This window comes from Bradyrhizobium sp. USDA 4504, assembly GCF_054063995.1.
On sequence record NZ_JBSSGV010000001.1, the window covers coordinates 3,569,468 to 3,595,513 of the forward strand.

The window sequence follows — 26,046 nt, forward strand, 5'->3', positions numbered from 1 at the left end:
GCCCATCCCATCATATCTGCTCGACCGCAGGCGTGAAGAGGTAGCCGCCGAGCCGCACCGTCTTGATCATCGAGCGGTCCTTCGGATCCGGTTCGATCTTCTGCCTGATGCGGCTGATATGAACGTCGACGCTGCGCTCGACTGAGGCGATCAGGCCGCCGAAGGCCTGCTCGATCAATTGCTCGCGTGACAGCACCTGCCCAGGATTGCGGCAGAACGCCAGCAGCAGATCGAACTCGGCACCGGTCAGCGTGATCCGGACGCCCGCGGGGTCATGCAGCTCACGGGTGGTGGGGTTGATGCGCCATCCGGCAAAGGTCAGCGGACGCGGCCGTGACCGCGACGTGGCGCCGCTCTCGACGCGGCGCAGCAGCGCCCGGATGCGGGCGACCAGTTCGCGCGAATTGAACGGCTTGGTGACGTAGTCATCGGCACCGAGCTCGAGGCCGAGGATGCGGTCGATGTCCTCGCCCCGCGCGGTGACCATGATGATCGGAATCGAAGACGACATGCGCAGGCGCCGGCAGATGCTCAGCCCATCCTCGCCCGGCAGCATCACGTCGAGTACGACGAGATCAAAGCTCTCGCGCTTGAGCAGCGCATCCATCTCCACGGCCGAGCCGACCAGCACCGGTCGGAAGCCGTTGTCCTCAAGCACCTCAGCCAGCATGCGCGCGATATCGGCATCGTCCTCGACGCAGAGGATGCGTGCGTTGGTGACGGGGAAAGCCACGAGGTCGTATTCCAGGATTTGCATCACGGCATTTTAGAGGCCTCGGCCCCGGATGCGCAGTACGCAAATATAGCGTTTTGTTAAGCCTGCACGGCCAAATGTGGCTCAAATAGGTCGCGCGGTTTCGCGAGCTACATCTGACTTAATATCTCTTAATCCCGACCCCGGCGGCCCTGCTCTATCGTGACCTTCGATCGTTCGTGGGGTGAGCGGTCGTTCGAGGGGTACATGAGAATCGAATTTCTGCCGGGCGCTGCGACTGATGCGCGGAGCACGGGCCGGGCGTCGCGCAACGGTCAGCCCAATCGGTCATCCCTGCTTGCCGGCGCTGCGGTTGCGATGGTGTTGTTGTCGGGCTGTGCCAGCGCACCGATGACGCGAGGCGGGTCACTGGCATCCTACGACAATCTCACGCCGTCCGACGGAGTGCTGGCGAAATCGCTGGTTCGCGTCAACAAGGACGAGGTCCTCGCCGCGAAGACGGTGCGGATCGTCCCGACGAACTTCTCGCAGGCAGCGTCGCCGACGCTGTCCCAGGAGCAGCGGCACCTGGTGGCCAACGCGATCGATCGTTCGCTGTGCGTCGGCCTGAGCGAGCGGCTGCAGGTTGTTGGTCCCGATCAGCCTGCGGATCTGTCCCTGCACGCGCTTGTCACCCAGGCGGCGCCCACCGACGAGGTCGCGGCGGGCACTTCCAAGGTGGTCAGCTTCCTGCCGAGCGCGCTCGGCGCGGGCGTGCCGGTGCCGGTGCCGCGGTTGCCGGTCGGGCTTGGCAGCCTGACCGTCGAAGCCGAGGTGCGCGATCAGGCCAGCCGCCAGCAGGCGGCGATGATCTGGGCCCGCGGGGCGAATTCTTTCACCAACTCGCCGATGGTCTCGAGCGCCGGTGACGCCTACGATCTCGCCCCTTCCTTCAGCGACGATTTCAGCAAGCTCGTCGTCACCGGCGCGACGCCATTCGGAAAGGCGCCGGAGCTGCCATCGTTCGACAAGATTGGCGCAACGCTCGGCGGCAAGCCGAAATACGCGGCCTGCGAGGCGTTCGGCCGCAATCCCGGCCTGGTCGGAATGGCCGCCGGCAAGCTCGGCTTGCCGCCGGAATGGTCGGACAAGGCGCCGGCGACAGCTGGCCAATAGACAGCCTAGCCGGCGAAGCTCTTCTGCACCGCCTGGTCGAGCGTGGCGCCGCCGAGATAGCGCTGGCGCAGCTCGCGCTTGAGCAGCTTGCCGCTCGGATTCTTCGGCAAGGCATCCACGAAGATGACCTGCTTCGGCACCTTGAAATGGGCCATCGACGCCGCGCAATGCTTGATGACGGCGTCGGCCTCGAGGCTCTGGCCGGCCTTGACCACGACGATCGCGGTCACCGCCTCGATCCAGCGCGGATCAGGCAGCCCGACCACCGCGACCTCCGACACCGAAGGCAACCGGTAGATCATCTCCTCGACCTCGCGGCTCGCGACATTCTCGCCGCCGCTCTTGATCATGTCCTTCACGCGATCGACGACGGTGATGTAGCCGTCGGCATCGATGGTCGCGAGATCGCCGGAATGAAACCAGCCGCCGGCGAACGCGGCCGCAGTCTTGACCGGATCGTTGTAATAGCCTGACAACAGATGCGGCGAGCGATGCACGATCTCGCCGACCTCCCCCACCCCGACGTCGGTCATATCAGGCCTGACCACCCGCGTCTCGACATTGATCGCGGGCTTGCCGGCCGAGCCGGCCTTCGGCAGCTGGTCCTCCGGCGACAGCACGGTCGCGAGCGGCGCGATCTCGGTCTGGCCGTAGAAATTCCAGAACTTCACCTCGGGCAGCCGGCGCTGCAACTCGAGCAGCACCTCTACCGGCATGATCGAGGCGCCGTAATAGCCCTTGCGCAGGGTCGACAGGTCGGTGCGGTCGAACGCGCCCGAGCGCAGCATCGCGATCCAGATCGTCGGAGGCGCGAAGAACGAATTGATCTTGTGGGCCGCGATCAGCGCCAGGACATTGTCGGGCACCGGCTTGCCGGTAATGAGGCTGGTGGCGCCGAGATAGATCGCGGGCCCCAGGAAAACGTCGAGCTGCGCGCAGTGATAGAGCGGCAGCGCGTGCAGCACCGTATCGTCGGTCGCCATGCCGCCGTCGATGATGCAGCTGACATACTGCCACATAACGGCTTCGTGGGTGAGGATCGCGCCCTTCGGCAGCGACTCGGTGCCGCTGGTGTAGATGACCTGCGCGGGATCTCGGCTGTCCACCGACACCTCCGGCGCCGAGGCGTCGCTGTGCAGCAGGGTGTCGAACGTCGTGATGCCGTCGGGTGCGGTGGCCGGATCCTCGCCCGGCAGCCAGATCAAGGTCTCGACCACCGAGCCCTTGGCGGCCGCAGCGTGCGCCGTCTCCACGAAATCGGGGCCGACCGCGAGCAGCTTGGCGCGGGAATTGGCGAGGATGAAATTGATCTCGTCCGGATTGAGCATGAAGTTGATCGGCACCAGGATCGCGCCGATCCGGGCCACCGCAAAGCGGAGCGCGGCGAAGCCGTGCGAGTTGCGCGACAGCACCGCGACGCGATCGCCCTTCGCAACGCCAAGCGCGAGCAAGCCACGGCCGAGCCGATTGCAGATCGCGTCCATCTCCGCAAAGCTCCAGCTCACCGCGCCGCAGATCAGCGCGGTCTTGCCGGGGTAGCGCTTCGCCGACCGGCGCAGCAGATCGCCGATGCTGTGCCCGCGGGCGCGCTGGATGGTTGCTGCGATGTCTCCGCTCATTTGTCCCTCCCAAATGTGCTTGTTGTCGTTGTTTTCGTCTTGTCTTGGCCGCGCCGTCGCTATTGCCGGGCGGCGTAAGCGTGTTCCATGTAGGTGTGCTCGACCGAGCGATCGAGCGAGGCGATCTTCTCGAAACCGCGCCGCCAGTCCTGCAGGTGCCGCCGCGTCCACAGCACGCCGGCCTCCTTGTCGCGCCGCTTGATCGCGTCGAGCAGATGATGGTGCGCCTCGACCAGCCGCGCGCCGCCCTCGGGCACGCCGCCCACGATCATCTCGGTGGTCGGAAAGAACAGTTGCGCGGCGGGCTCGCGCGCCAGTTGCAGCACGCGGTTCTGCGAAGCCTTGGCCATCAGCACATGGAATTCCGCATCGAGCTCGGCCAGCGCCGCGGGATTGCCGAAGACAGCTGCGCTGCGCTCGAGATTGCCGGCGAGCTCGGCGATGTTCTCCTCGGTCGCGCGCTCCACCGCGCCCTCGACGCTCGCGACCTCCAGCGTCATCGAGGTCTCGAACAATTCGCGGAACGTCACCTCGTGCAGGATCAGCGCGCGGGACAGTCGCGTCGCGAGCTTGTTGTAGCGCGGCAGGCAGGCCTGCAGCCGGCGGCTGGAATCGCGGCGGATCAGCCCGCCCTCCTCGAGCACGCGAATGCCCTCGCGCACCGTCGAGCGGTTGACGCCGAACTGCGCAACCAGCTGCTGCTCGGTGCCGATCGGCTCGCCCGGCTTGATCCGCCCGTTGATGATCTCGCGTTCGATCGCGTCGGCGACCTTCTGATAGGCCGGCGCGACATCGATACGCCGGAACAGCGGCGTGGTGGGCATCTTCAGCTCCCCCGGACCCCGATTGTCGTTTGTCGGACAAAAGATAGGCGAAGGCCCTTGGGGCGTCAAACGGGCAATATTCGGCCTGATTGTCGCACCCGGGCGGTCGGAATTGACACCGGAACCGGGCAAATCTAGCTTTGTCGGACAAACTGACATAACACCTCGGGGAGGCACACCATCATGAAATCCATCGTCACGAGTCTGTCCGCCGCCGGCCTGATCGCGGCTGTGCTGGCAGGGCCGGTGCTCGCGCAGCAGGCGCCGCTCAAGATCGGCGTGCTCACGGATTTCCAGTCGGTCTATTCGGACATCGGCGGCGCCGGCAATGTCGAGGCCACCAAGATGGCGATCGAGGAGTTCGGCGGGTCGATGTTCGGCAAGCCGATCGAGCTCGTCACCGCCGACGCCCTCAACAAGGCCGACGTGGCCGCCACCATCACCCGCAAATGGTACGAGGCCGAGAATGTCGACATGATCATCGACCTGCCGACCTCGGCGACCGCGCTCGCCGGCATGGAGATGTCGAAGCAGTTCGAGAAGATCATGATCGTGACGGATGCGGCGAGCTCCGACATCACCGGCAAGTCCTGCTCGCCCTACACGCTGCACTGGACTTACGACACCTACGCCAACGCCCACACCGTCGGCAGCGCGATCGTGAAGAACGGCGGCGATACCTGGTTCTTCATCACCGCCGACTATCTGTTCGGCCATTCGATCGAACGCGACACCGGCGACGTGGTCCGCGCCGCCGGCGGCAAGGTGCTCGGCAGCGCGCGGCATCCGCTCAACACGCCGGACTTCTCGTCCTTCCTGCTGCAGGCGCAGGCCTCGAAGGCCAAGATCATCGGCATGGCCAATGGCGGCGCCGACACCATCAACACCATCAAGCAGGCCTCCGAATTCGGCATCGTCGCGGGCGGGCAGAACCTCGCCGGCATCGTGATGTTCATCTCGGATATCCACAGCCTCGGGCTCAAGCTCGCGCAGGGCCTGATCATCACCGAGGCCTACTACTGGGATCTCAACGACCGCACCCGCGCCTTCGGCAAGCGCTTCTTCGAGCGCATGAAGCGGATGCCGACGATGAACCAGGCCGCGACCTACAGCGCCACCCTGCACTACCTCAACGCGGTGAAGGCCGCCGGCACCAAGGAGACCAAGCCGGTGCTGGCCAAGATGCGCGCGACCCCGGTCCGCGACGCCTTCACTGACAACGGCCTGGTGCGCGAGGACGGCCGCATGGTGCACTCAATGTTCCTGTTCGAGGTCAAGAAGCCCGAGGAATCGAAGGCGCCGTGGGATTACTACAAGGTGCTCGCCGAAGTGCCCGGCGACCAGGCGTTCCGGCCGCTGAAGGACGGCGGCTGCCCGCTCATCAAGTAGGCGAACAGGATCATGGCCGGGGTCCGGGACCTCGGCCAAGGCATTCAAATGATTGGGAAAAGGCTGGCAGGAGTGGCAGGGCTCGAACCTGCGACCCCCGGTTTTGGAGACCGGTGCTCTACCAATTGAGCTACACTCCTGCAGGGAACCCGCGTCGCCGCCGGTTCGCGCCGTTTCAAGCACAGGGCATGGCCGGTTTGCAAGGGCGAAGCGGTGAAGCTTCTGTTCATTGCAAAACTTCTGCGCCAGACTTCGGCGATCACCCCGTGTCGGCACCTCGCCGCAAGAATCAAGAACCAGGGAGAGACCATGAACGCCCAAACCGCCACCAAGCACGCCGCCAGCCCGACCACCCCCTCTCTTCCCCTCGCCAAGCCCGAATCGATCGGATTGTCGAGCGTGCGGCTGCAGGCGATGTCCGACACCTTCCGCCGCGAGGTCGACAAGGGAACCGTGCCCGGCGTGACGGTGCTGGTGGCGCGGCGCGGCCAGATCGGCTGGTTCGACGCGATCGGCCGGCAAAGCCCGACCGCCTCGGCGCCAATGGCCCATGACACGATCTTCCGCATCTTCTCGATGACCAAGCCGATCGTCTCGGTCGGCATCATGCAGCTGGTGGAGGACGGCCACTTCCTGCTCAACGACCCAGTCGCGAAATTCATCCCCGAATTCGCCGAGACCAAGGTCGGCGTCGACAACAACGGCAAGCTCGAGCTGGTACCCGTGCAGCGGCAGATGACGATCCAGGACCTGCTTCGCCACACGTCTGGGCTTACTTATGACCACACCGGCAACGGCCCGGTGCAGCAGCTCTACCAGCAGTCGCGGCTGCGCAGCCGCAAGATCACCAATGCCGAGCACGCCACCATGCTCGCCGGCATGCCGCTGGTTTGCCAGCCCGGCGCCGAGTGGAACTACAGCCGCTCCACCGACATACTCGGCCGCATCATCGAGGTCGTCAGCGGCAAGACGCTCGGCGCGTACCTCACTGAGCACATCCTCTCGCCGCTGCAGATGACCGAGACCGCCTTCCACACCGGAGAAGCCAATGCCGGCCGCCTCGCCGAGGCCTTTGCCAACGATCCCTGGACCAACGACAAGGTGCAGCTGTTCAACATGCTGGAGAAGCCGGCGATGGAATCCGGCGGCGGCGGCCTGGTTTCGACCACGATGGACTATGCCCGCTTCGCGCAGATGCTGCTGAACGGCGGCTCGCTCGACGGCACCAGGATCATCGGCCGCAAGACGCTCGAATTCATGGCCTCCGATCACCTCGGCGCCGGCGTGAAGATCCAGGGCACGCTGGTGTCGCCCGGCCACAGTTTCGGCCTCGGCTTCGCCGTGCGCATGCAGCAGGGCATCGCGCCGTTCTCCGGCTCGGTCGGCCAGTATTTCTGGAGCGGCATGGCCGGCACCTTCTTCTGGATCGATCCGAGCGAAGACCTGATCGCGGTCTTCATGATGCAGGGCCCGGGCCAGCGCGAATATACCCGCTCGCTGGTGCGCAACGGGGTGTATGCGGCGGTGGAGTAGTCCGTCATTCCGGGGCGCGAACCTAAGATGCGCAATCGCGCATCGGGGAATCTCGCGCAACAACATCGAGATTCCGGGTTCAGCCCTGCGGGCTGCCCCGGAATGACGAGTGATGCTCAGCTGATCGTCGCGCCGCCGTCGATCACGATGGTCTGGCCGGTCATGAAGTCGCCGGCGCGCGAGCCCATCATCACGGCGGCGCCAGCGATCTCGTCCGGCACGCCGATCCGCAGCAGCGGCGAGCGTGCGGTCGAGGCCTTCAGATTGTCCGGATTGTCCCACAGCGCCTTCGCGAAGTCGGTCTTGATCAGGCCGGGCGCGATGCAGTTCACGCGGATATTGTGCTTGCCGTATTCGCAGGCGAGGTTGCGCGCGAGCTGCATGTCGGCAGCCTTGGAGATCGCGTAGGCGCCGAGGATGGTCGAGCCCTTCAGGCCGCCGATCGAGGACACGATGATGATCGAGCCGTCCTTGCGCTCGATCATCTGCGGCACCACCATCGAGATCAGCCAGTTGTTGGCGACGATGTTGTTGTCGAGGATCTTGCGGAACTGATCGTCGGAGATGCCGGCGAGTGGACCGTAATACGGGTTCGACGCCGCGTTGCAGACCAGCACGTCGATCTTGCCGAAGGCGCGGTTGCTCTCGTCGACCAGGTTCTGCAGGTTTTCCTTCGACGAGATGTTTGCCGCGATCGCAACCGCGGTGCCCTTGCCGTAGCTGTCGTTGATCTCCTTCGCCACCTGCTCGCAGACGTCAGCCTTGCGCGAGGAGATCACGACCTTGGCGCCGTGCTCGGCCATGCGCTCGGCGATCGCGCGTCCGATGCCGCGCGTCGAGCCGGTGATGACGGCGACTTTTCCCTTCATGTCGAACAAGGTCATGTTTCTCTCCCTGATGTTAAGTGTTCGTCTTAGCGTCATTCCGGGGCGACGCACCAGCGTCGACCCGGAATCTCGAGATTCCCCGATGCGCAATTGCGCATCTGCGGTCTGGTCCTTCGGACCATCCCGGAATGACGATCACGCAAGCTTGCTCGCCGGCCTGACTTCAGGCCCGGACGGCTGATGCATCGCGGCGTGGCGCGGATCGGCAATCCACGGCTGCTGGTTCACCATCGGCAAGCGCCAGGTCGACAGGCCGGCGCTCGCGATGTGATCGAGCCGCGTCACCGAGACATTATCGATATCGAACGACAGCCCCCTGTCCGGCTGGCCGCCGAGCGCCAGCCCGACCGCGGCCTTGATCACGCCGCCATGGCCGACGGCGATGATATTCCTGCCCGCTTCCGCGGCGGTGATCCGCACAATGGTGCGGCAGACGCGGGTGTAGAGATCCATGTAGCTCTCGCCGCCGGGCGCGGGATCGTTGACGTCGGCGAACCAGGCCGTACCCGGCGGACGACTGGCGAGAAACGCGGCGCGGTTCATACCCTGCCATTGGCCGAGATGCTGCTCGGCGAAGTCGCGTTCCTGCGTCATGCTTTCAGGCTTTGGAAACCCGGCAGTCCAGATCGCGTCCGCAGTCTTGTGTGTGCGCTTCAAATTGCTCGAATACCAGACCGCATCGCGCGGCAGCATCTTGGCGACCGCCTCGAACACCTCGACATCGCCGGTGTCGCAGTCGATATCCTCTTGTCCGTAGATGTTGCCGCCGTCGCTGCGCACCGGCGCGTGACGAACCCACCACCACCGCGTCACCGTCACCTCAGGCTTGTCTGGATTGGACATCGGATGAGCCCTTCAATAGTGTCCCGTCTCGCTGTACGTCACGCCGCACACCGTCTCAAGTGCTTCGGACGTTTGAAATTTTGTTTGAATTCCGCCGCGCGGCAGACTCGCCAAGGACCACCCGAACTAATCACGTGAACAGGGAGAAACTCATGGGCCGCCTCGAAGGCAAATCCGTCATCATCACCGGCGCTGGCAGCGGCATCGGCCGCGCCGCCTCGCTGCTGTTCACCAGGGAAGGCGCCAAGCTGATCGCGGTCGATCGCACCGAGGGCGTCAACGAGACCGCCAAGCTGGTGCGCGATGCCGGCGGCACCGTCGAGGCCGTCACCGCCGATGCCGGCTCGGAGAGCGACGTGAAGGCCTTCATCGAGAAGGCGGTTTCGAAGTACGGCAAGCTCGATGCGATCTGGGCCAATGCCGGCGTCAGCGGCGGCCTCGTCCCGCTCGCCGACCAGACCGTCGAACATTGGCAGGAAGTGCTGCGCGTCAATCTGATCGGCCCGTTCCTCGCGATCAAGCATTCGATTCCGCATATGACGAAGCAAGGTTCCGGCTCGATCGTCTGCACCGCCTCCGTCGCGGGCCTGAAGTCGGGTGCCAGCGGACATCCCTACGGCGCGAGCAAGGCCGGCGTCATCAGCCTGGTGCAGACCACCGCCTACTCGCTCTCCGGCACCGGCGTGCGCATCAATGCGGTGTGCCCGGGCCTGATCGAAACCGGCATGACCAAGCCGGTGTTCGATCGCGCCAAGGAGCGCGGCACCCAGGACAAGATCGGCCAGCTCAATCCGCTCAAGCGCGCCGGCCAGCCGCACGAGCTCGCCGCGATGGGATTGTTTTTGGCGAGCGATGAAGCGTCCTACGTCAACGGCCAGGCCATCCCGGTCGACGGCGGCCTCACCGCATCGATGCCGTATACGGGCAAGCCGATCTAGCAAGGGCAGTCTCCAGTGGTTATCCCGGCTGCGGCCCCGATGGCTCCACATTCACGACCGTCGTCCCGGCGAAGGCCGGGACCCATAATCACAGGGTCGAGTGGTTGAAGAAGGCTGTTGCCCCAGCGTCGCGCATTCATTGGCATTTGGGGTAATGGGTCCCGGCCTTCGCCGGGACGACGCTGGAGATGGTTCGCATTCAAGTGCCAAACAATGCGGTGTCATCACCTGCGCATACGCATGCGGGTGATCCAGTACTCCAGAGACGTCTGTGCTTGGGCCGAGAGGCCGCGGCGTACTGGATCGCCCGGTCCGAGCCGGTCGATGACAGCCGAGAATGGGGAACAGTTTCGCATTCTCGCGACATGAATCGCCCGAGTCTTGCCTTTCGTTCCGCTCCAGGTCCGCGCAACCGCGCGACCCGATGATAAACTTCACGAAACCCATCATCTCACCGCGCGGATATATTAGATGGGTTTCGCTTCGCTCTACCCATCTACACGCCTGGACCTCCAATAACCGCTGGCAACGGTCCGAATATTGCTTGGCCTCGGCAGGCCCACCAGCTGTTATACTTCGCTGGCAGGATCGCTCGCACACTCGTCATTCCTCGCACAATCCCTCGCAAACGAACAGGCAATGCAAAATCAACGTTCCGACCGCATCCGCAAGCTATTGGCCGACCTCGTCGCGTTCGACACCGTCAGCGACCGCAGCAATCTGCCCCTGATCGACTACATCGAGCGCTACCTCGCCTCGCTTGGCCTCGCGGGGCAACGCATCGTCGATGAAACCGGGCAGAAATCCTCGTTGTGGGTCACTGTCGGCCCTGAGGACAAGGCCGGGCTGGTGCTGTCGGGGCATACCGATGTCGTGCCAGTTGTGGGACAGGACTGGAGCCACAACCCGTTCGAGCTCGTCGAGCGCGACGGCCGGCTGTACGGCCGCGGCACCACCGACATGAAGGGCTTTGTCGCCGTCTGCCTCGCGATGGTTCCCGAGATGCTCGCGGCCGATCTGAAGACGCCGATCAATCTTGCCATCTCCTATGACGAGGAGATCGGTTGCGTCGGCGTGCGTCCGATGCTGCGCGAGGTCGCGCGCAAGCCGATCAAGCCGCTCGGCTGTTTCGTCGGCGAGCCGACCCAGATGCAGGTGATCATCGGGCACAAGGGCAAGCATGGCGTGCGCGCCACGTTCCGCGGGCTCGCCCGCCACTCCTCGATCGCGCCCGACGGCGTCAACGCCATCGAATATGCCGCCGACCTGATCGCCGAAATCCGCCGCCGCGCCGCGTTGCTGACCGCGGATGCCGAACAAGGCAGCCTCTACGATGTCCCGCACTCGACCCTGCTCACCAGCATCGTGCATGGCGGCGCCGCGCTGAACATCGTGCCGGACCAATGCGTGGTGGAATTCGAGTGCCGCGGCATCGGCATCACCGAGTCGAGAGAGGTGACGGACGCGATCATCGCCTGGGCCAAGGCCGAGATCGAGCCTGACATGCGCAAGCGGCATCCGGACTGCGGCATCGACTTCGAGGAGATCCTCGACTACCCCGCGCTCGACACCGCCGCCGACGCCGCCATCGTCACGCTCGCCAAGCAATTTGCCGGCCGCAACGACCACGCCAAGGTTGCCTTCGGCACCGAGGCCAGCCTGTTCGTCAGCATGGCGGACGTGCCGTCCGTTGTGGTCGGCCCCGGCTCGATCGCACAGGCGCATACGCCGGATGAGTTCGTCGAGATGTCGCAGCTCGAGGCGTGCGGCGCATTCGTCGCACGGCTGATCGCACATTGCGCCAAGTGATTTGCAAATGATTGCGTAGGATCACGGATGCCTCACAACCCGTCCGGCGGTAGCCCCGGTCCCGTTGCGGCGGGACGGAGCTTGTCGCGCTTGCGCTCGCGGTAGAAGGCATAGAGGCCGGAGGCCACGATGATCGCGGCGCCCGCGAGCATCGGACCGTCGGGCTTGTGGCCGAAGGCGAGATAGCCCGTCAGCATCGCCCACGGCAGCGCGGTATAGCGGAACGGCGCCACCGCCGAGATGTCGCCTGTGCGCAGCGACACGATGATGCACTGATAACCGATCAGGATCAGGACCGCGGCCAATATGAGCAGACCGAGCGCGGTGCCGGACGGCGGCCGCCAGCCGCCGAGCGGGACAAGGACGACAGCACCCGCCGTCGTCACGGTCATGGTGGTGAGCAGCGTGATGAACACGGTCGGCAGCTCTTTCGGGATACGGCGGGTGGCGAGATCGCGCACCGCGCAGAAGCCGACCGACGCCAGCGCCAAGAGTGCAGCCTGGCTAAAGCCTCCCGCACCGGGCCGAACGATGACAAGCACCCCGATGAAGCCGGCCGCGATCGCAAGCCAGCGCCGCCAGCCGACCGGCTCGCCGAACACCAGCGCCGCACCGAGCGTGATGACCAGCGGCAGCGCCTGGAAGATCGCCGAGGCGTTGGCGAGCGGGATCTGCGCGATCGCGGAGAGATAGGTTAGCGTGCCGCCGATCTCGCCAAGGACGCGCAGCCCGACCGGCCAGATCAGCAGCACGCTGAAACTGCGCAGCGCGTCACGGTACCAGGCGAGCGCCGCGACCAGCACCATCGCAACCAGGCCGCGCACCAGCAGGATCTCGCCGATGTTGAGCTCCGCCGACACCGCCTTGGTGATGGTGTCGTTGACCGTGAAGCTGGCCATGGCCGCAGCCATGAACAGGCTGCCGCGAAGATTGGAGGAAAGAGCCAAAATGAAAATGTCCGATCAGGACCAGGGCGGGCGTTGACCGGACTGACTTGCCAAAGCGGCAGCGCGAACTCAAGTCACAGATGGCTACAATGCGGAAACATGCCGCACCTTGCAGCGGCGGCGCGAGCCTTTGGAATCGCGATCGGCCTGCTGCTCCCTCGCGCCGCTCTTGCCGGGTCAAGACGAGCGCAGCTCGCTCTTAGTGGGTTGAGTGAAGGGCTTGCTCCGCACAGACGGCGGCAAACGAGTTGCGGAGACTCCCCCTCACCCGGATCGCACTTCGCTTCGCTGCATGCGATCCGACCTCTCCCCGCAAGCGGGGCGAGATAAGAAGAAAAGCGGCGCGAGCCCTGTTGGATCGCGCCGCATTCTTGGATCAGGTTGCGCCGGCCTTCTGCGCGTATTCCCATGACGCCTGCGACAGCGGCACGGTGCGCTTGGCCGACTCGAGGGCCTTGGCATTCGCCGCGGTGCCGTCGCGAACCCGGCCCGCGATGCCCTGCGTGATGCCGGCAAGGCGGAACAGGTTGTAGGAGAAATACCAGTTCAGGTCCGGCACCGGGATGCCGGTCACGTCGCAATAGATCTGCGCCGCTTCATCCTGGCTCGGAATGTTCAATGCCTTGAGGTCGGCATTGACGAGGCCCGGCATGGTCCACTGCATCAACAGGTAGGTGAAGTCGGCCATGGGATCGCCGAGCGTCGACAATTCCCAGTCCAGCACCGCCTGCACCCGCGGCTCGGTGGCGTGGAAGATCATGTTGTCGAGGCGATAGTCGCCATGCACAATCGAGACGCGCTTCTGCTCCGGAACGGTTTTCGGCAGCCACTCGGCGAGCTTCTCGAATTCGGGAATGTGCTGCGTTTCGGAGGCGCGGTACTGCTTGGTCCAGCGATCGACCTGCCGCGCAAAATAATTGCCGGGCTTGCCGAAGTCGCCGAGGCCGATCGTCTCGGGATTGAACAGATGAAGCTTGGCCAGCGTCTCGATCTTGCTGGCGAAGATCTTGCGGCGCGCGTCGGGCTCCTGGCTCGGCAGCGTCGGATCCCAGAACACCCGCCCCTCCTCCATCGACATGACGTAGAAGGCCGAGCCGATCACTGCATCGTCGGTGCACAGGGCGTAGGCTTTCGCGACCGGGAAATTCTGCTTGCCGAGCGCCGCGATCACGCGGAACTCGCGATCGACCGCATGCGCCGACGGCAACAATTTACCGAACGGCTTGCGCCGCATCACATAGTTGCGCCCGGGGCTCTCGAGCTTGTAGGTCGGGTTGGACTGGCCACCCTTGAACTGCAGGACCGTGAGCGGCCCCTGATAGCCTTCGACGTGTTCCCTCATCCAGGCGTCGAGACTAGCCTCGTTGATACGATGGCGCTCCTCGACTTCCCTTGTGCCGGAAAATTCTTCGTCTTTCCTGACGCCGTCCGCCACGATGACGCTCCCTCAACTCGATTTTTCAAGGAGCGCGTCGGGGCGCTCCCTCAATCAGGCTGGCACGCCAGCCTGATCTCTCTTTTTCATTCTGAGCACGATGTGCGCGCGAACGCCATGCGTTCCGCATCATGCTCAGTGCGACGTGTTTGCATACTTCCGAAGTTCAAGTCTGGCAATGGCGCGATTGTGCACCTCGTCCGGACCGTCCGCCAGGCGCAGCGTGCGGATGTGGGCATAGGCGCGGGCGAGCCCTGCTTCGTCGGAGACGCCGCCGCCGCCAAAGGCCTGGATCGCCTGGTCGATGATCTTGAGCGCCATGTTGGGAGCTGCGACCTTGATCATCGCGATCTCGGCCTGTGCGGTCTTGTTGCCGACCTTGTCCATCATGTCGGCGGCCTTGAGGCAGAGCAGACGGTTCATCTCGATGTCGGTGCGGGCATCGCCGATGCGCTGCTCCCAGACCGAATGCTCGATGATCTTCTTGCCGAACGCGGTGCGCGAGGCGAGCCGCTTCACCATCTTCTCCAGCGCCTCCTCGGCCTGGCCGATGGTGCGCATGCAGTGATGGATGCGGCCCGGACCGAGACGGCCCTGGGCGATCTCGAAGCCGCGGCCTTCGCCGAGCAGGATGTTTTCCTTCGGCACGCGGACGTTCTCGAGCAGCACCTGGGCGTGGCCGTGCGGCGCATCGTCGAAGCCGAACACCGGCAGCATCTTCTCGACCTTGATGCCGGGGGTATCGAGCGGCACCAGGATCTGCGACTGCTGCTGATGCTTGGCGGCGTTGAAGTCGGTCTTGCCCATCAGGATCGCGATCTTGCAACGAGGATCGCCGACGCCCGACGACCACCATTTGCGGCCGTTGATGACGTAGTGATCGCCGTCCTTCTCGATCCGGGTCTCGATGTTGGTGGCGTCGGACGAAGCGACCGCCGGCTCGGTCATCAGGAAGGCGGAGCGGATCTCGCCGTCCATCAGCGGGCGCAGCCATTTGCGCTTCTGCTCCTTGGTGCCGTAGCGGATGAACACTTCCATGTTGCCGGTATCGGGAGCGGAGCAGTTGAACACTTCCGAAGCCCAGGAGATGCGACCCATCTCTTCCGACAGCAGCGCGTATTCGAGATTGGTCAATCCCGCGCCGTGGAATTCATCGTCCTCATGCGAGGACGGCGGCATGAACATGTTCCAGAGGCCTTCGGCCTTCGCCTTCTTCTTCAGATCCTCGAGGATCGGGATCACCTTCCAGCGCGGGCCCTCGGCATCCTGCTTGTCGTAGATCGGCACGGCGGGCCGAACGTGCGTTTTCATGAAGGCCTGAACGCGCTCCAGCCACTCCTTCTGCTTGGGCGACATCGTGAAATCCATGGGACGCTCCTCGTTTCCTAGACTTGGGCCGCTGACCTGGGCCGTAGCCATTTCCCGACATTGTTGACCCCGCCTCAGCGGCTCGCAAGGGCGTTCGCGAAAGGGCGGCGGCGGTGTGCCAGAATGCTGCCCCGCGATCCGCGGATTGACATTTCCGACCGTTCAAACGATAGTTTCATACAAATGTTTGAAATGCAACCTTGCGTTCGTCATTCCGGGGCAGCCCGCCGGGCTGAACCCGGAATCCGGAAATTGTGGAGCGAGATTCCGGGTTCGATGCTGCGCATCGCCCCGGAATGACCGGAGGCTCTCAGCCATGGCCAGCGACCAGACCCGATCCGCCATTCTCGCCGCCGCCGAGCGGCTCTATGCCGACCGCGGCTTCGGCGACGTCACGCTGCGCGACATCGTCGCGGAAGCGAACGTCAACCTCGCTGCGGTGAACTATCATTTCGGCTCCAAGGACGAATTGATCGCGGAGCTGTTCGTCACCCGCAGCATCCAGACCAACCGCGAGCGCCTCAACGAATTGCGGGCGGCGGAGGAAAAAGGCGGCGGCCGCGCCTCGATCGAGGACATCATGCGCGCCCTCGTCGGCCCCACCCTGCGCGGCTGCCTCGGGCCGGATCGCGAGGGCTCGACCGCGGCGCGGTTCATGATCCGCGCCTCGATCGAATCCGTGCCGCCGATCCGCCGCATCAAGAATCGCGAGGTCGATCACCTGCGCAAGTTCGCCGCGGCGATGCGCCGCGCGATGCCGGCCAGCAGCGACACCGAGCTCTATTGGGGCCTGCACTTCGCGCTCGCGATGGCGCACCACACCATCCGCGAGAAGGAACGCCTGCTGCGGCTGTCGGAAGGCAAATGCGATCTGGACGACGTCCGCGGCATCATCGATCGCGTGGTCACGGTCTCGGTGATGGCGCTGACGATGGGCGACGTGCCGAGCAAGCCAGCGCCGCGACCGGTCGCGATGCACGGGCGGCTGACGCGGCAGGATTTGTGAAGCGAGGGCGCCGCTGCGGCGCCCTGCCCTTACACCATCGCGATGCAGTCGATCTCGACGTCGAATGACCCGGTCCATTCCGGGATGCAGACGAAGATCCGCGCCGGCGGCTGGTGCGGGAAGTACCTTGCATAGACTGCATTGAAGGTTGTGAAGTGCTTTGCCGAAGTGCAGAACACGTTGCACTTCATCACATTGTCGAGCGTGGCGCCGGCCGCCTCGAGGCATTGCTTGAGCTGCTCCATGACCAGCTCGCTTTGCCGCTCGATCGACGCGCCGGCGGCGAACTCGCCGGTCGCGGGATCGAACGGCGGCAGGCCAGAGACGAACACCATGTTGCCGGCCCGGGTCACCGGCGATGCCGGCGCCTTCCAGCGCTCCAGCCAACTCGAGATCGGTTCGACGCGGACCACTTCCCGTTTCATGATTGGCACCTTCGATGAGGATCGATGGCGCCAACCTAGCAGGCGGATGTCAATGATGCTTCGATGCTGGTCGAAGTGTTGTTGCGGAATGACGACCCTGGTCCCTTCACCCTGGGGAGCGCGCCCTTGCGCGCGTCTCGAAGGGTCGACGGCCACCAGCGGGGCCGTTCATCCTTCGAGGCTCGCAAGAGCTCGCACCTCAGGATGACGGAGAAACTCCACCGCCCGCGGCCTCGAAGTCAGCGCCTACAGAATCCCCTGCGCCTTCAGTCCCTCGACCTTGGCGTCGTCATAGCCGATGGTCGCCAGCACGTCCTTGGTGTCGGCCCCTAACAGCGGCGGGGCGCGGTACTCGGTGATCGGCGTGCCCGAGAAGGTCAGCGCGTTGCGGATCAGCGACAGGTTCGGCTCGAACGGATGGTCGACCTCGACCCGCATGCCGCGCGACTGCACGTGGGGATCGCTGAACACCTGCTCGAAATTGTTGATCGGGCCGGACGGCACGCCGGCCTCCTCGAGCTTCTCCAGCCAGTAGGCCACCGGATGCTTCAGGAACAGCCCGGCGAAGATCGCCATGATCTCCTTGCCGTGCACGACGCGGTCGTTGTTCTTGACGAAGCGCTTGTCGTTCGCGAGCTCGGGCTCGCCGAGCACGGCGCAGGTGCGCTGGAACTGGCCGTCATTGCCGACCACCAGCATCAGCTCGCCATCAGTGCAGCGGAACACGCCGGCCGGCATGCCGCCATTGCCCCAGGTGCCGCGGCGCGGCGGGGTCTTGCCATTGACGAGGTAAATCTGCAGCCAGTGCGACAGCGATGCGATCACCGTGTCGAACAGGCAGACGTCGATGTGCTGCCCTTCCCCGTTGTTGGCGTCGCGATGGTAGAGCGCCGAGAGGATGCCGATCGAGGTGTTCATGCCGGTCATGTAGTCGACGATCGAGGGGCCGACCTTCATCGGGCCCTCGCCCGGCTCGCCGTCGATATGGCCGGTGACGCTCATCAGGCCGCCCATCGCCTGCAGGATCGCATCATAGCCCGCGCGCGGCGCGTAAGGTCCGGTCTGGCCGAAACCCGTCACCGAGCAATAGATGATACCGGGGTTGAGCTGCTTGATGGTCTCGTAGTCGAGACCGTAACGCTTGAGGTCGCCGACCTTGTAGTTCTCCATCATCACGTCGGCCGTCTTGGCGAGCTCGCGGATAATCGCCTGCCCTTCCGGCTTGGCGATGTTGACGGTGACCGACTTCTTGTTGCGGTTGGCGCAGAGGTAGAACGAGTTGTTGTTGTTCTGCTTGCCTTCGGGATCGGTGAGATAGGGCGGGCCGAAGGCGCGGGCATCGTCGCCGCCGCCGGGCCGCTCGATCTTGATCACCTCGGCGCCGAGATCCGCCAGCATCTGGGCCGACAGCGGGCCCGCGAGCACCCGCGTCAGGTCGAGAATCTTGATGCCCGAGAGTGGCAGAGCCGACATGAACCTTCCTCCAAATCTTGCGATATCTTGATTGTGTCGCACCGGGCCGCGTCCTGCCCGTGTCTTGAGCGCGCCAGAGCCTGCCGATACACCATTTTGGTGTCGCGAGCACTGCATTGTCGGCATGTAGCCATCCGCAGACGGCCTATGTACGACGCACCGGGGCAGCCCCGGGGGGAACCAGCTGCGAGAATCGGGCGATTGCCGCCACGCGAAATTGTGAAGATGACCGACACCCATTTGCCTCAGCGTCAGCGGTATTTTGCCGCGACGAGGAGGAAAACATGCGGACGATCACGACGGTCGGGCTGCTGCTGACGCTGCTTGCGGCCGCGATGCCGCCGGTCGGCGCGCGCGGCGGCCACGGCCATGGCGGCGGGCACGCGATGCACGGCATGCACTTGGGCGGCGCCACTGGCGCCGGCAGTTTTGCCGACGACAAGCGCCACGGCAACGACCCCTACACCAAGGCGGCCTCCGACGAAGAGGACCGCCTGCTCAACAGCAAGCTGAAGAGCATCTGCCGCGGCTGCTAGGACGACGTCCAGCGAAGCCGCGCCAGGATCGCGCGGCCCATGATCCAGTCCTTGTCGCTTTCGCTGAGGAACGGAAGCTCCTCGGTGAATTGCGTCACGCGCTGCCGGTAAGTGGCCCGGGCGAATGAGTTGGTTAGATCGGTCCCCCAGTGGCAGCGCTCCGGGCCGTAGGCGTCGAACAGGCGGTGGATGTGCGGGATCACGTCGCGGAATGGATATCGCTCAGTCGAAATCAGCGGGACCGACGACAACTTCACCGATACATTCGCATATTTTGCGAGCGCGGCCGCCTGGACGATAGCCTCCGGCACCATGTTGTTTTCCGATGAGCCGGGACGAGGGCGAAGTCCCGCGCCGACGCCCATGTGATCGATGATGAGCGTAAGTTGCGGGTGCCGCTCGGCGATGCGGGCGAACAGCGACGTCTGCCCCTCAGTGAGAAACATCACCGGCAGGCGGGCCTTCTCCGCCGCCGGCCAGAACCAGTCCGCGGTTCCGTCTGTCAGCCACGCCGCTTCGCCGGGGCCGACGTTCAACCTCACGCCCAGTACGCCGGGCTGGTCGCGCCAAGTCGCAAGCCGTGCCGCGCGGTCGGGCTTGTCGAGGGCGACACGCGCCATGATGGCGAAGCGGCCCGGGTACCGTCTGACTGCCTCCTGGGCATAATCGATGCGCTCACCTTCAAGCGACACTGGCGGAACGATGACAACGCGATCGATGCCAGCCTCGTCCATCAGTGGAATGACACGCTCGATGGTGAAGGGCTCCGGGAGCTGCGGCTTGGCACCGGGGAGCCAGGGTCTCTCCGGAGTGCTTGCCGGCCACAGGTGAACCTGCGAATCGACGATCACTCGTTTTTGCTGCGCGACTGCTACAGTGGCGCGTTGCATTGACAGCGCGACACCGGTCGCGACGGCGCCGGTCAGAAGATGACGGCGTGAAGGCATGTAATGTCCTTCCTGTTCTATGGCTTTGGTCACGACATGATGGTGATCGGCACGGCGCGCCTCAGCAGGGGTAACCGCAAACTGGCTCGCAATATTGAAGATCACATCAGGAAATTGCGGCCGTAGAAATAGGGCTCACGGTCAATTTGCGCCGCAACAATCTTGAATCGCGCATTTCTCGGCTGGGCCCTGGCGCGGCGACCTACGACGCGATCGCCTGCCGCGGCTGCGCGGTGGCGCCGATCAGCTTGCCGATCTCGGGCTTGCAGCCGCCGCAATTGGTGCCGGCCTTCAGACAGCGGCCGATCGCATCGACGCTGTCGGCGCCCTTTTTGATCTCGGCGGTGATCTGGTGCCGTCCGACGCTGAAACAGGAGCAGACGATCGGGCCGACATCCTCGCCCGCGCCGAACGGCCTTCCCGCGAGCAGCGACATCCGCGCATTGGCCGACAATTGCTGCTCGGCGAACAGCCCGGTCAGCCAGGCCCGCGACGGCAGCGCGTGATCGGGCGCGATGAACACGCAGCCCTCGAGCCGGCCGTCGCGCACCGCCGCGTAGCGGAAGCGTCCCGCCGCCGGATCGCGATAGGCGATCCACTCGATCTCGACACCTTCGAGGCCGAGCTGCGCCCTCGCCCAGTCGCGCCAGCTCTCCGGGCGAGTGTCGAGCGCGAGCTCCAGCCGCGTGCAATCGCCGGCCTTGCCATAGACCCAATAGCCGCTTGCCGGACGCCTGATCGCGTCGCGGCTCAGGATGAAGGCGTGCCATTTCGGCGTATAGGGATCGGCCTTGACCGGCGTGTGCTTGGACTCCGGCTGGCCGGACACTGGATCTGTCGCCGGATTGACCAGCGCGTTGACGCGCCCCTCGCCGGCGAACTCCGCGTTCCAGTGCATCGGCACGAACACGCAGCCGCGGCGCTGGTCGGCGCTGACCACGACGCGCGCGATCATCTCGCCCCAGCTGCTGGTCAGCCGCACCAATCCCTCGTTTTGCAGGCCGGCCTGCCGCGCATCCTCCGGGTGAAACTCGGCATAGGGCTCGAACACATGTGCCAGCAGCCGGCCGGTCTTGCCGGTCCGGGTCATGGTGTGCCACTGATCGCGCACACGGCCGGTGTTGAGCACCAGCGGAAAGTCGCGGCTGGTCGCGTGGCGCGCCGCGCGCGGCGCCACCGGCACGAAGCGCGCCTTGCGGTCGGGCGTGAAGAATTGCTGGCTCTCGAACATCCGCGGTGTGCCGGCCGGATGGTCTGACGTCACCGGCCACTGCACCGGCGCCAGCGCGTCATAGGCGGTATCGTCCAGCGCCGCCAGCGCCGAGATGTCGAAATCGCGCCGGCCGCTATTCTCGAAACCCGACAGTTCGGCGTGCTCGCGGAACACCTCGGCCACCGAGGCATAGTCGAAGCCGGAATATCCCATGCGACTGGCGACGTCGCAGATGATGCTCCAGTCGGCGCGCGCCTCGCCCGGCGCTGCGAGAAACGGCCGCTGCCGCGAGATCCGGCGCTCGGAATTGGTGACGGTGCCGTCCTTCTCGCCCCACGCCAGCGCCGGCAGCAGCACGTCGGCATGGCGCGTGGTGTCGGTGTCGCGCATGCAATCCGTCACCACGACGAGCTCGCAGGCGTCGAGCGCGGCGCGCGCGCGATCGGCATCCGGCAGGCTCACCACCGGATTGGTCGAGATGATCCACACCGCCTTGATGCGGCCGTCGGCGATCGCGTCGAACATGTCGACCGCTTTCAGCCCGGCCTTCTCCGCGATCACTGGCGCACGCCAGAACCGCTGCACCAGCTCGCGATGCGCGGGATTCTCGATCTCCATATGCGCGGCGAGCTGGTTGGCGAGCCCGCCGACCTCGCGGCCGCCCATCGCGTTGGGCTGGCCGGTCAGCGAGAACGGCCCCATGCCGGGACGGCCGATGCGTCCAGTCAAGAGATGGCAATTGATGATGGCGTTGACCTTGTCGACGCCGCTCGACGACTGGTTGATGCCTTGCGAATACAGCGTGACGACGCGCTCGGTGCGCGTGAACCAGTCGAAGAACAGCCCGACCGCGCCTTCGGTCAGGCCGCAGGTCGCCGCGGTCTGCGCCACGGTCTGGCCGCCGACCTGCTTCAGCGCGTCGACCACACCCGTCGTGCAATTGCCGACAAAGCCGCGGTCGACCGCGTTGCTGCCGGCGAGAAAGGCGAACAGGCCGTTGAACAGCACGGAATCGCTGCCCGAGCGCAGCGGCAGATGCAGATCGGCGCCCTCGCAGGTCGCGGTGCTGCGCGGATCGATCACCACGATCTTGCAGGCCGGATTCTTCTCCTTCGCCGCCAGCATGCGCTGGTGCAGGATCGGATGGCACCAGGCGGCGTTGGAGCCCACCAGCACGAGTAAGTCCGCCTGCTCGAGATCCTCATAGCAGCCCGGCACGGTGTCGCTGCCGAACGCGCGCTTGTGCCCCGCGACGCTGGAGGCCATGCACAGCCGCGAATTGGTGTCGATATTGGCGGTGCCGACGAAGCCCTTGGCGAGCTTGTTGATGACGTAATAGTCCTCGGTCAGCAGCTGGCCGGAAACATAGAACGCGACCGCGTCGGGCCCGTGCTCGCGTATGATCCTGCTAAAGCCATCGGCGACGCGATCGAGCGCGTCGTCCCATGACGCCGGCGCGCCGTCCACCATCGGCTCGAGCAGACGCCCCTCGAGATCGATGGTCTCGGCGAGCGCCGAGCCCTTGCTGCAGAGCCGGCCGAAATTGGCCGGATGCTGCCTGTCGCCCTCGACGGTGACGGCACCGGCCGCGTCCTTCGACGCGATGACGCCACAGCCGACACCGCAATAGGGACACGTGGTCTTGACGGACATTGCCTGACCGCTCAGCTCACCGCGGCCGGCTGCCGCACCGACAGCCAGACAACGCCGTTCTCGACCTTGGCCGGATGGGTATGGGTGCAGCCTTCGTCGGGCGCGACGGCCTGCCCGCTCGCCAGTTCGATGACGAAGTTATGCAGCGGACAGGTCACGCGCTTGTTGTGCACGATGCCCTGCGACAGCGGCCCGCCCTTGTGCGGGCAGCGGTCGTCGAGCGCGAACACCTCGTCGCTCTCGGTCCGGAACACTGCGATGTTGCCGCCCGGCGTGCGCACCACGCGCGAGCCGAGCCGCGGAATGTCGGTCAATGCGCCGATTTCGATCCACTGAGTCATGCGAGCTCCAATTCGGCGAGAGGCGCGAACTCGTTGCGGTCGACGCCGCGGCTGGCACGCTCGGCCCACGGATCGGTCTGCGCGAACTGCTGCGAATAGGCAAAGCGAGCGAACAGCGCCTTGCGGTTCGCAACGTCGTCGACCACCCGCTTCCTGATCTGCTCGAGACCAACGCGGTCACACCATTTGTACATGCGCTCCAGATACCAGCCCTCCTCGCGGTAGAGCTGGGTCAGCGCCACGATCACCTCGAGGCATTCGTCCTCGGTCTCGACCTTGGTCAGGAACTCGGTGCCCTTGATGTGCAGTCCGGCGGCACCGGCGAAATGGATCTCGTAACCGGAATCGACGCAGACCACGCCGACGTCCTTGCAGGTCGCTTCCGCGCAGTTGCGCGGGCAGCCGGAGACGCCGAGCTTGACCTTGGCCGGCGTCCACGAGCCCCACATGAACTTCTCGAGCTTGACGCCGAGGCCGGTGGAATCCTGGGTGCCGAAGCGACACCATTCGGAGCCGACGCAGGTCTTCACCGTGCGCAGGCCCTTGGCGTAGGCGTGGCCCGACACCATGCCGGCGTCGTTGAGGTCGGCCCACACCGCCGGCAGGTCCTCCTTCTTGACGCCGAGCAGGTCGATGCGCTGGCCGCCGGTGACCTTCACCGTCGGGATGTTGAACTTCTCGGCGACGTCGGCGATCGCGCGCAGCTCGCTCGGCGTCGTGACGCCGCCCCACATCCGCGGCACGACCGAATAGGTGCCGTCCTTCTGGATGTTGGCGTGGACGCGCTCGTTGATGAAGCGCGACTGCTGATCGTCGCGATATTCGCCGGGCCAGGTCGCGAGCAGATAGTAATTCAGCGCCGGACGGCAGGAGTGACAGCCGTTCAGGGTCTTCCACTCCATGAAGCGCATGACCGCGGGAATGGTCTTGAGCTGCTGCTCGACGATCACGCGGCGAACATCGTCGTGGCTGTGATCGGTACATTTGCACAGCGGCTTGACCTTCGGCGCCGCCGAATAGTCGCCGCCGAGCGTGAACGCCAGCACCTGCTCGACAAGGCCGGTGCAGGACCCGCAGGACGACGATGCCTTGGTATGGGCGCGGACGTCGTCGAGCGTGAACAGCTTCTTCTCGCTGATCGCCTTGACGATGGCGCCCTTGCAGACGCCGTTGCAGCCGCAGATCTCGGTCTCGTCGCTCATCGCGGCAACCGAGCTCTGGCCGCTGACGCCGCCATCGCCGAGATTGGCGGCGCCGAACACCAGGCGCTCGCGCATATGCGAGACGTCGGTGCCGTCGCGCAGGTGCTGGAAGTACCAGGGGCCGTCGATGGTGTCGCCATAGAGCACGGCGCCGACGATCTTCTTGTCCTTCAGGATGATGCGCTTGTAGACGCCGCGGTTGGCGTCCTGCAGCACGATCTCCTCCTTGTCCGGCCCCGGCGCGAAGTCGCCGGCCGAGAACAGGTCGATGCCGGTGACCTTCAGCTTGGTCGAGGTGACCGAGCCGTCATAGGTGGCGAAACCCTTCATCGCGAGGTGGTTGGCGCAGACCTTGGCCTGGTCGAACAGCGGCGCGACGAGACCGTAGGTCTGGCGGCGGTGCTGCACGCACTCGCCGACCGCGTAGATGCGGCCGTCATAGGTCTGCATGGTGTCGGAAACGACGATGCCGCGCTCGCAGTAGAGCCCGGCCTTCTTGGCGAGCTCGAAATTCGGACGGATGCCGACCGCCATCACCACCAGATCGGCCGGCAGCTCGGTGCCGTCGCCGAAGCGCACGCCGGTGACGCGGTCCTCGCCCAGGATGGCCTGGGTCTGCGCCGGCATCTTGAACACCATGCCGCGCTCTTCCAGCGACTTGCGCAACAGGCCGCCGGCCACTGGATCGAGCTGACGCTCCATCAGCGTGTCGAGCAGATGCACGACCGTGACGTTCATGCCGCGCTTCATCAGCCCATTGGCGGCCTCGAGGCCCAACAGGCCGCCGCCGATCACCACCGCGTTGCGATAGTCGGTCGAGGCCTTGATCATGCGATCGACGTCGTAGATGTCGCGGAAGCCGATCACGCCTGGCAGTTCCTTGCCCGGCAGCGGCAGCATGATCGGGTTTGAGCCCGTCGCGATCAGCAGGCGGTCATAGGGCACGCGCTCGCCGGCTTCGGTGACGACCTCGCAGGTGCGACGGTCGATCATGGTGATCGTCTCGCCCTTGCGCAGCGTGATGTTGTTGTCCTCGTACCAGTCGACGGTGTTGAGCATGATGTCGTCGACGGTCTTCTCGCCGGCGAGCACCGGCGACAGCAGGATGCGGTTGTAATTGCCGTAGGGCTCGGAGCCGAACACCGTGATGTCGTAGAGATCGGGCGCGCGCTCCAGCAGCGCCTCGACCGTCCGGATGCCGGCCATCCCGTTGCCGATCACCACGAGCTTCTGCTTGGTCACTTTGTCGAGCATGGTCTGCCTTTCAATTCCGACGGCGCTGCGCAGCGACGCGGCGTGCGTCGTTGATGGGCACCGATAAAGGTTTGGAGTTGTAGGAAGCCCAGCCGCGGGCGCAGACCGTCTTCGATGACGACCGATGTTCCGTTGTTGATTAATATTCAAAACGCGTGCCAACTCGTGGCGGGCGAATCCGGCTGCAAAATCAAAAGGTTTCCGGCCGATCAAAATCCACCGGTCCGCGCGCCGCGCCGACAGCCGGCCGAAATTTTAGCCACGCCGATGATCTCTTGTGCATCACAGCATCGCCGGCCGCGATGCGATCGCGAAATCGCATTTGATGCGCGATCGCAGGGACTTGGCGCATCGCACAAAAAAGCACCAGCATGCACGTTTGCGCGGCGGCACTTGCCGCAAGCCACGCCACGCGCGGCGGCGGAACGCTGTTCGCGATTGCGCGGCAACGTCTTGCGACTGCACGGCAAAGCGACGGACGTGATCGATGGCACGGTAATTGCTGACCGCAGCTGTTGACGGAGTGCGTCTCAA

At 65.0% G+C, this 26,046-nt stretch carries 22 protein-coding genes and 1 tRNA gene; 8 read left to right on the top strand and 15 right to left on the bottom strand.

Annotation, left to right across the window (positions count from 1 at the left end; genetic code table 11):
* Positions 1-10 precede the first annotated feature (10 nt).
* Positions 11-757: a response regulator gene (locus tag ACVMB1_RS16605; RefSeq protein WP_057019557.1), complete on the bottom strand. Its 747-nt coding sequence runs from the start codon at positions 755-757 to the stop codon at positions 11-13.
* A 204-nt stretch (positions 758-961) separates the two neighbouring features.
* Here ACVMB1_RS16605 and ACVMB1_RS16610 point away from each other — a divergent pair, with 204 nt between their 5' ends.
* Positions 962-1,870: a DUF3313 domain-containing protein gene (locus ACVMB1_RS16610; RefSeq protein ID WP_076831391.1), complete on the top strand. Its 909-nt coding sequence runs from the start codon at positions 962-964 to the stop codon at positions 1,868-1,870.
* A gap of 5 nt (positions 1,871-1,875) precedes the next feature.
* Here the strand turns inward: ACVMB1_RS16610 and ACVMB1_RS16615 are convergent, their stop codons facing one another.
* Positions 1,876-3,489 carry an acyl-CoA synthetase gene (locus ACVMB1_RS16615; RefSeq protein ID WP_076831393.1) on the bottom strand — a complete coding sequence of 538 codons (1,614 nt, stop codon included), beginning with the start codon at positions 3,487-3,489 and terminating at the stop codon, positions 1,876-1,878.
* A 59-nt stretch (positions 3,490-3,548) separates the two neighbouring features.
* Positions 3,549-4,313: a FadR/GntR family transcriptional regulator gene (locus ACVMB1_RS16620; protein WP_076831395.1), complete on the bottom strand. Its 765-nt coding sequence runs from the start codon at positions 4,311-4,313 to the stop codon at positions 3,549-3,551.
* 183 nt (positions 4,314-4,496) lie between these two features.
* Here ACVMB1_RS16620 and ACVMB1_RS16625 point away from each other — a divergent pair, with 183 nt between their 5' ends.
* On the top strand, positions 4,497-5,702 hold the full coding sequence (locus ACVMB1_RS16625) for an ABC transporter substrate-binding protein (RefSeq protein WP_076831398.1): 1,206 nt from the start codon (positions 4,497-4,499) through the stop codon (positions 5,700-5,702).
* Between the two features lie 64 nt (positions 5,703-5,766).
* Here the strand turns inward: ACVMB1_RS16625 and ACVMB1_RS16630 are convergent.
* Positions 5,767-5,842, bottom strand: a tRNA-Trp gene (locus tag ACVMB1_RS16630).
* A 169-nt stretch (positions 5,843-6,011) separates the two neighbouring features.
* On the opposite strand from ACVMB1_RS16630, the gene ACVMB1_RS16635 reads away from it, so the two are divergent.
* On the top strand, positions 6,012-7,235 hold the full coding sequence (locus ACVMB1_RS16635) for a serine hydrolase domain-containing protein (RefSeq protein ID WP_057019678.1): 1,224 nt from the start codon (positions 6,012-6,014) through the stop codon (positions 7,233-7,235).
* A 116-nt stretch (positions 7,236-7,351) separates the two neighbouring features.
* Here ACVMB1_RS16635 and ACVMB1_RS16640 read toward each other — a convergent pair whose 3' ends face one another.
* Together ACVMB1_RS16640 and ACVMB1_RS16645 are read right to left on the bottom strand one after the other, a co-directional pair.
* Positions 7,352-8,119, bottom strand: coding sequence for an SDR family NAD(P)-dependent oxidoreductase (locus ACVMB1_RS16640; RefSeq protein WP_026192903.1), 768 nt, complete (start codon positions 8,117-8,119; stop codon positions 7,352-7,354).
* Between the two features lie 138 nt (positions 8,120-8,257).
* Entirely contained in the window at positions 8,258-8,965 is a 708-nt protein-coding gene (locus ACVMB1_RS16645; protein ID WP_076831401.1) for a histidine phosphatase family protein, read from the bottom strand.
* Between the two features lie 152 nt (positions 8,966-9,117).
* On the opposite strand from ACVMB1_RS16645, the gene ACVMB1_RS16650 reads away from it, so the two are divergent.
* Together ACVMB1_RS16650 and argE are read left to right on the top strand one after the other, a co-directional pair.
* Positions 9,118-9,903 (top strand): SDR family NAD(P)-dependent oxidoreductase, encoded by a 786-nt coding sequence (locus tag ACVMB1_RS16650; RefSeq protein WP_038380474.1) that lies wholly within the window; start codon positions 9,118-9,120, stop codon positions 9,901-9,903.
* A gap of 639 nt (positions 9,904-10,542) precedes the next feature.
* Complete coding sequence (gene argE / locus ACVMB1_RS16655) at positions 10,543-11,712, top strand: acetylornithine deacetylase (RefSeq protein WP_076831404.1); 1,170 nt, start codon at positions 10,543-10,545, stop codon at positions 11,710-11,712.
* A gap of 32 nt (positions 11,713-11,744) precedes the next feature.
* Here the strand turns inward: argE and ACVMB1_RS16660 are convergent, their stop codons facing one another.
* The 3 genes from ACVMB1_RS16660 to ACVMB1_RS16670 all read right to left on the bottom strand — a co-directional run bounded on the left by ACVMB1_RS16660 (position 11,745) and on the right by ACVMB1_RS16670 (position 15,462).
* The gene (locus ACVMB1_RS16660; RefSeq protein WP_076831408.1) at positions 11,745-12,659 is read right to left on the bottom strand and encodes a DMT family transporter; all 915 of its coding nucleotides are present in this window, start codon (positions 12,657-12,659) and stop codon (positions 11,745-11,747) included.
* A 376-nt stretch (positions 12,660-13,035) separates the two neighbouring features.
* Complete coding sequence (locus ACVMB1_RS16665; protein WP_057019564.1) at positions 13,036-14,094, bottom strand: phosphotransferase family protein; 1,059 nt, start codon at positions 14,092-14,094, stop codon at positions 13,036-13,038.
* Positions 14,095-14,229: 135 nt separating this feature from the next.
* Complete coding sequence (locus ACVMB1_RS16670) at positions 14,230-15,462, bottom strand: acyl-CoA dehydrogenase family protein (protein ID WP_057019565.1); 1,233 nt, start codon at positions 15,460-15,462, stop codon at positions 14,230-14,232.
* Between the two features lie 316 nt (positions 15,463-15,778).
* Between ACVMB1_RS16670 and ACVMB1_RS16675 the strand changes: the two genes are divergently transcribed.
* Entirely contained in the window at positions 15,779-16,468 is a 690-nt protein-coding gene (locus ACVMB1_RS16675) for a TetR/AcrR family transcriptional regulator (protein ID WP_076831411.1), read from the top strand.
* Between the two features lie 29 nt (positions 16,469-16,497).
* Here the strand turns inward: ACVMB1_RS16675 and ACVMB1_RS16680 are convergent, their stop codons facing one another.
* Together ACVMB1_RS16680 and ACVMB1_RS16685 are read right to left on the bottom strand one after the other, a co-directional pair.
* Positions 16,498-16,893 carry a RidA family protein gene (locus ACVMB1_RS16680; protein WP_076831414.1) on the bottom strand — a complete coding sequence of 132 codons (396 nt, stop codon included), beginning with the start codon at positions 16,891-16,893 and terminating at the stop codon, positions 16,498-16,500.
* A 246-nt stretch (positions 16,894-17,139) separates the two neighbouring features.
* Entirely contained in the window at positions 17,140-18,366 is a 1,227-nt protein-coding gene (locus tag ACVMB1_RS16685; RefSeq protein WP_076831417.1) for a CaiB/BaiF CoA transferase family protein, read from the bottom strand.
* 284 nt (positions 18,367-18,650) lie between these two features.
* Here ACVMB1_RS16685 and ACVMB1_RS16690 point away from each other — a divergent pair, with 284 nt between their 5' ends.
* Positions 18,651-18,902 (top strand): hypothetical protein, encoded by a 252-nt coding sequence (locus ACVMB1_RS16690; RefSeq protein WP_076831419.1) that lies wholly within the window; start codon positions 18,651-18,653, stop codon positions 18,900-18,902.
* Here ACVMB1_RS16690 and ACVMB1_RS16695 read toward each other — a convergent pair.
* The 4 genes from ACVMB1_RS16695 to nirB form a co-directional block, all read right to left on the bottom strand.
* Positions 18,899-19,954 (bottom strand): amidohydrolase family protein, encoded by a 1,056-nt coding sequence (locus ACVMB1_RS16695; protein ID WP_244558918.1) that lies wholly within the window; start codon positions 19,952-19,954, stop codon positions 18,899-18,901. The two genes, ACVMB1_RS16690 and ACVMB1_RS16695, sit on opposite strands and share 4 nt — an antisense overlap.
* A 97-nt stretch (positions 19,955-20,051) precedes the next feature.
* Entirely contained in the window at positions 20,052-22,715 is a 2,664-nt protein-coding gene (locus ACVMB1_RS16700; RefSeq protein WP_076831423.1) for a nitrate reductase, read from the bottom strand.
* Between the two features lie 11 nt (positions 22,716-22,726).
* Positions 22,727-23,056 (bottom strand): nitrite reductase small subunit NirD, encoded by a 330-nt coding sequence (gene nirD, locus ACVMB1_RS16705; RefSeq protein ID WP_076831426.1) that lies wholly within the window; start codon positions 23,054-23,056, stop codon positions 22,727-22,729.
* Positions 23,053-25,512: a nitrite reductase large subunit NirB gene (gene nirB, locus ACVMB1_RS16710; protein ID WP_076831429.1), complete on the bottom strand. Its 2,460-nt coding sequence runs from the start codon at positions 25,510-25,512 to the stop codon at positions 23,053-23,055. The genes nirD and nirB overlap by 4 nt, the downstream gene beginning before the upstream one ends.
* Positions 25,513-25,626: 114 nt before the next feature.
* Between nirB and ACVMB1_RS16715 the strand changes: the two genes are divergently transcribed.
* A complete protein-coding gene (locus ACVMB1_RS16715) occupies positions 25,627-26,031 on the top strand; it encodes a hypothetical protein (RefSeq protein ID WP_456848757.1) in 405 nt (134 codons plus the stop codon).
* Positions 26,032-26,046 lie beyond the last annotated feature (15 nt).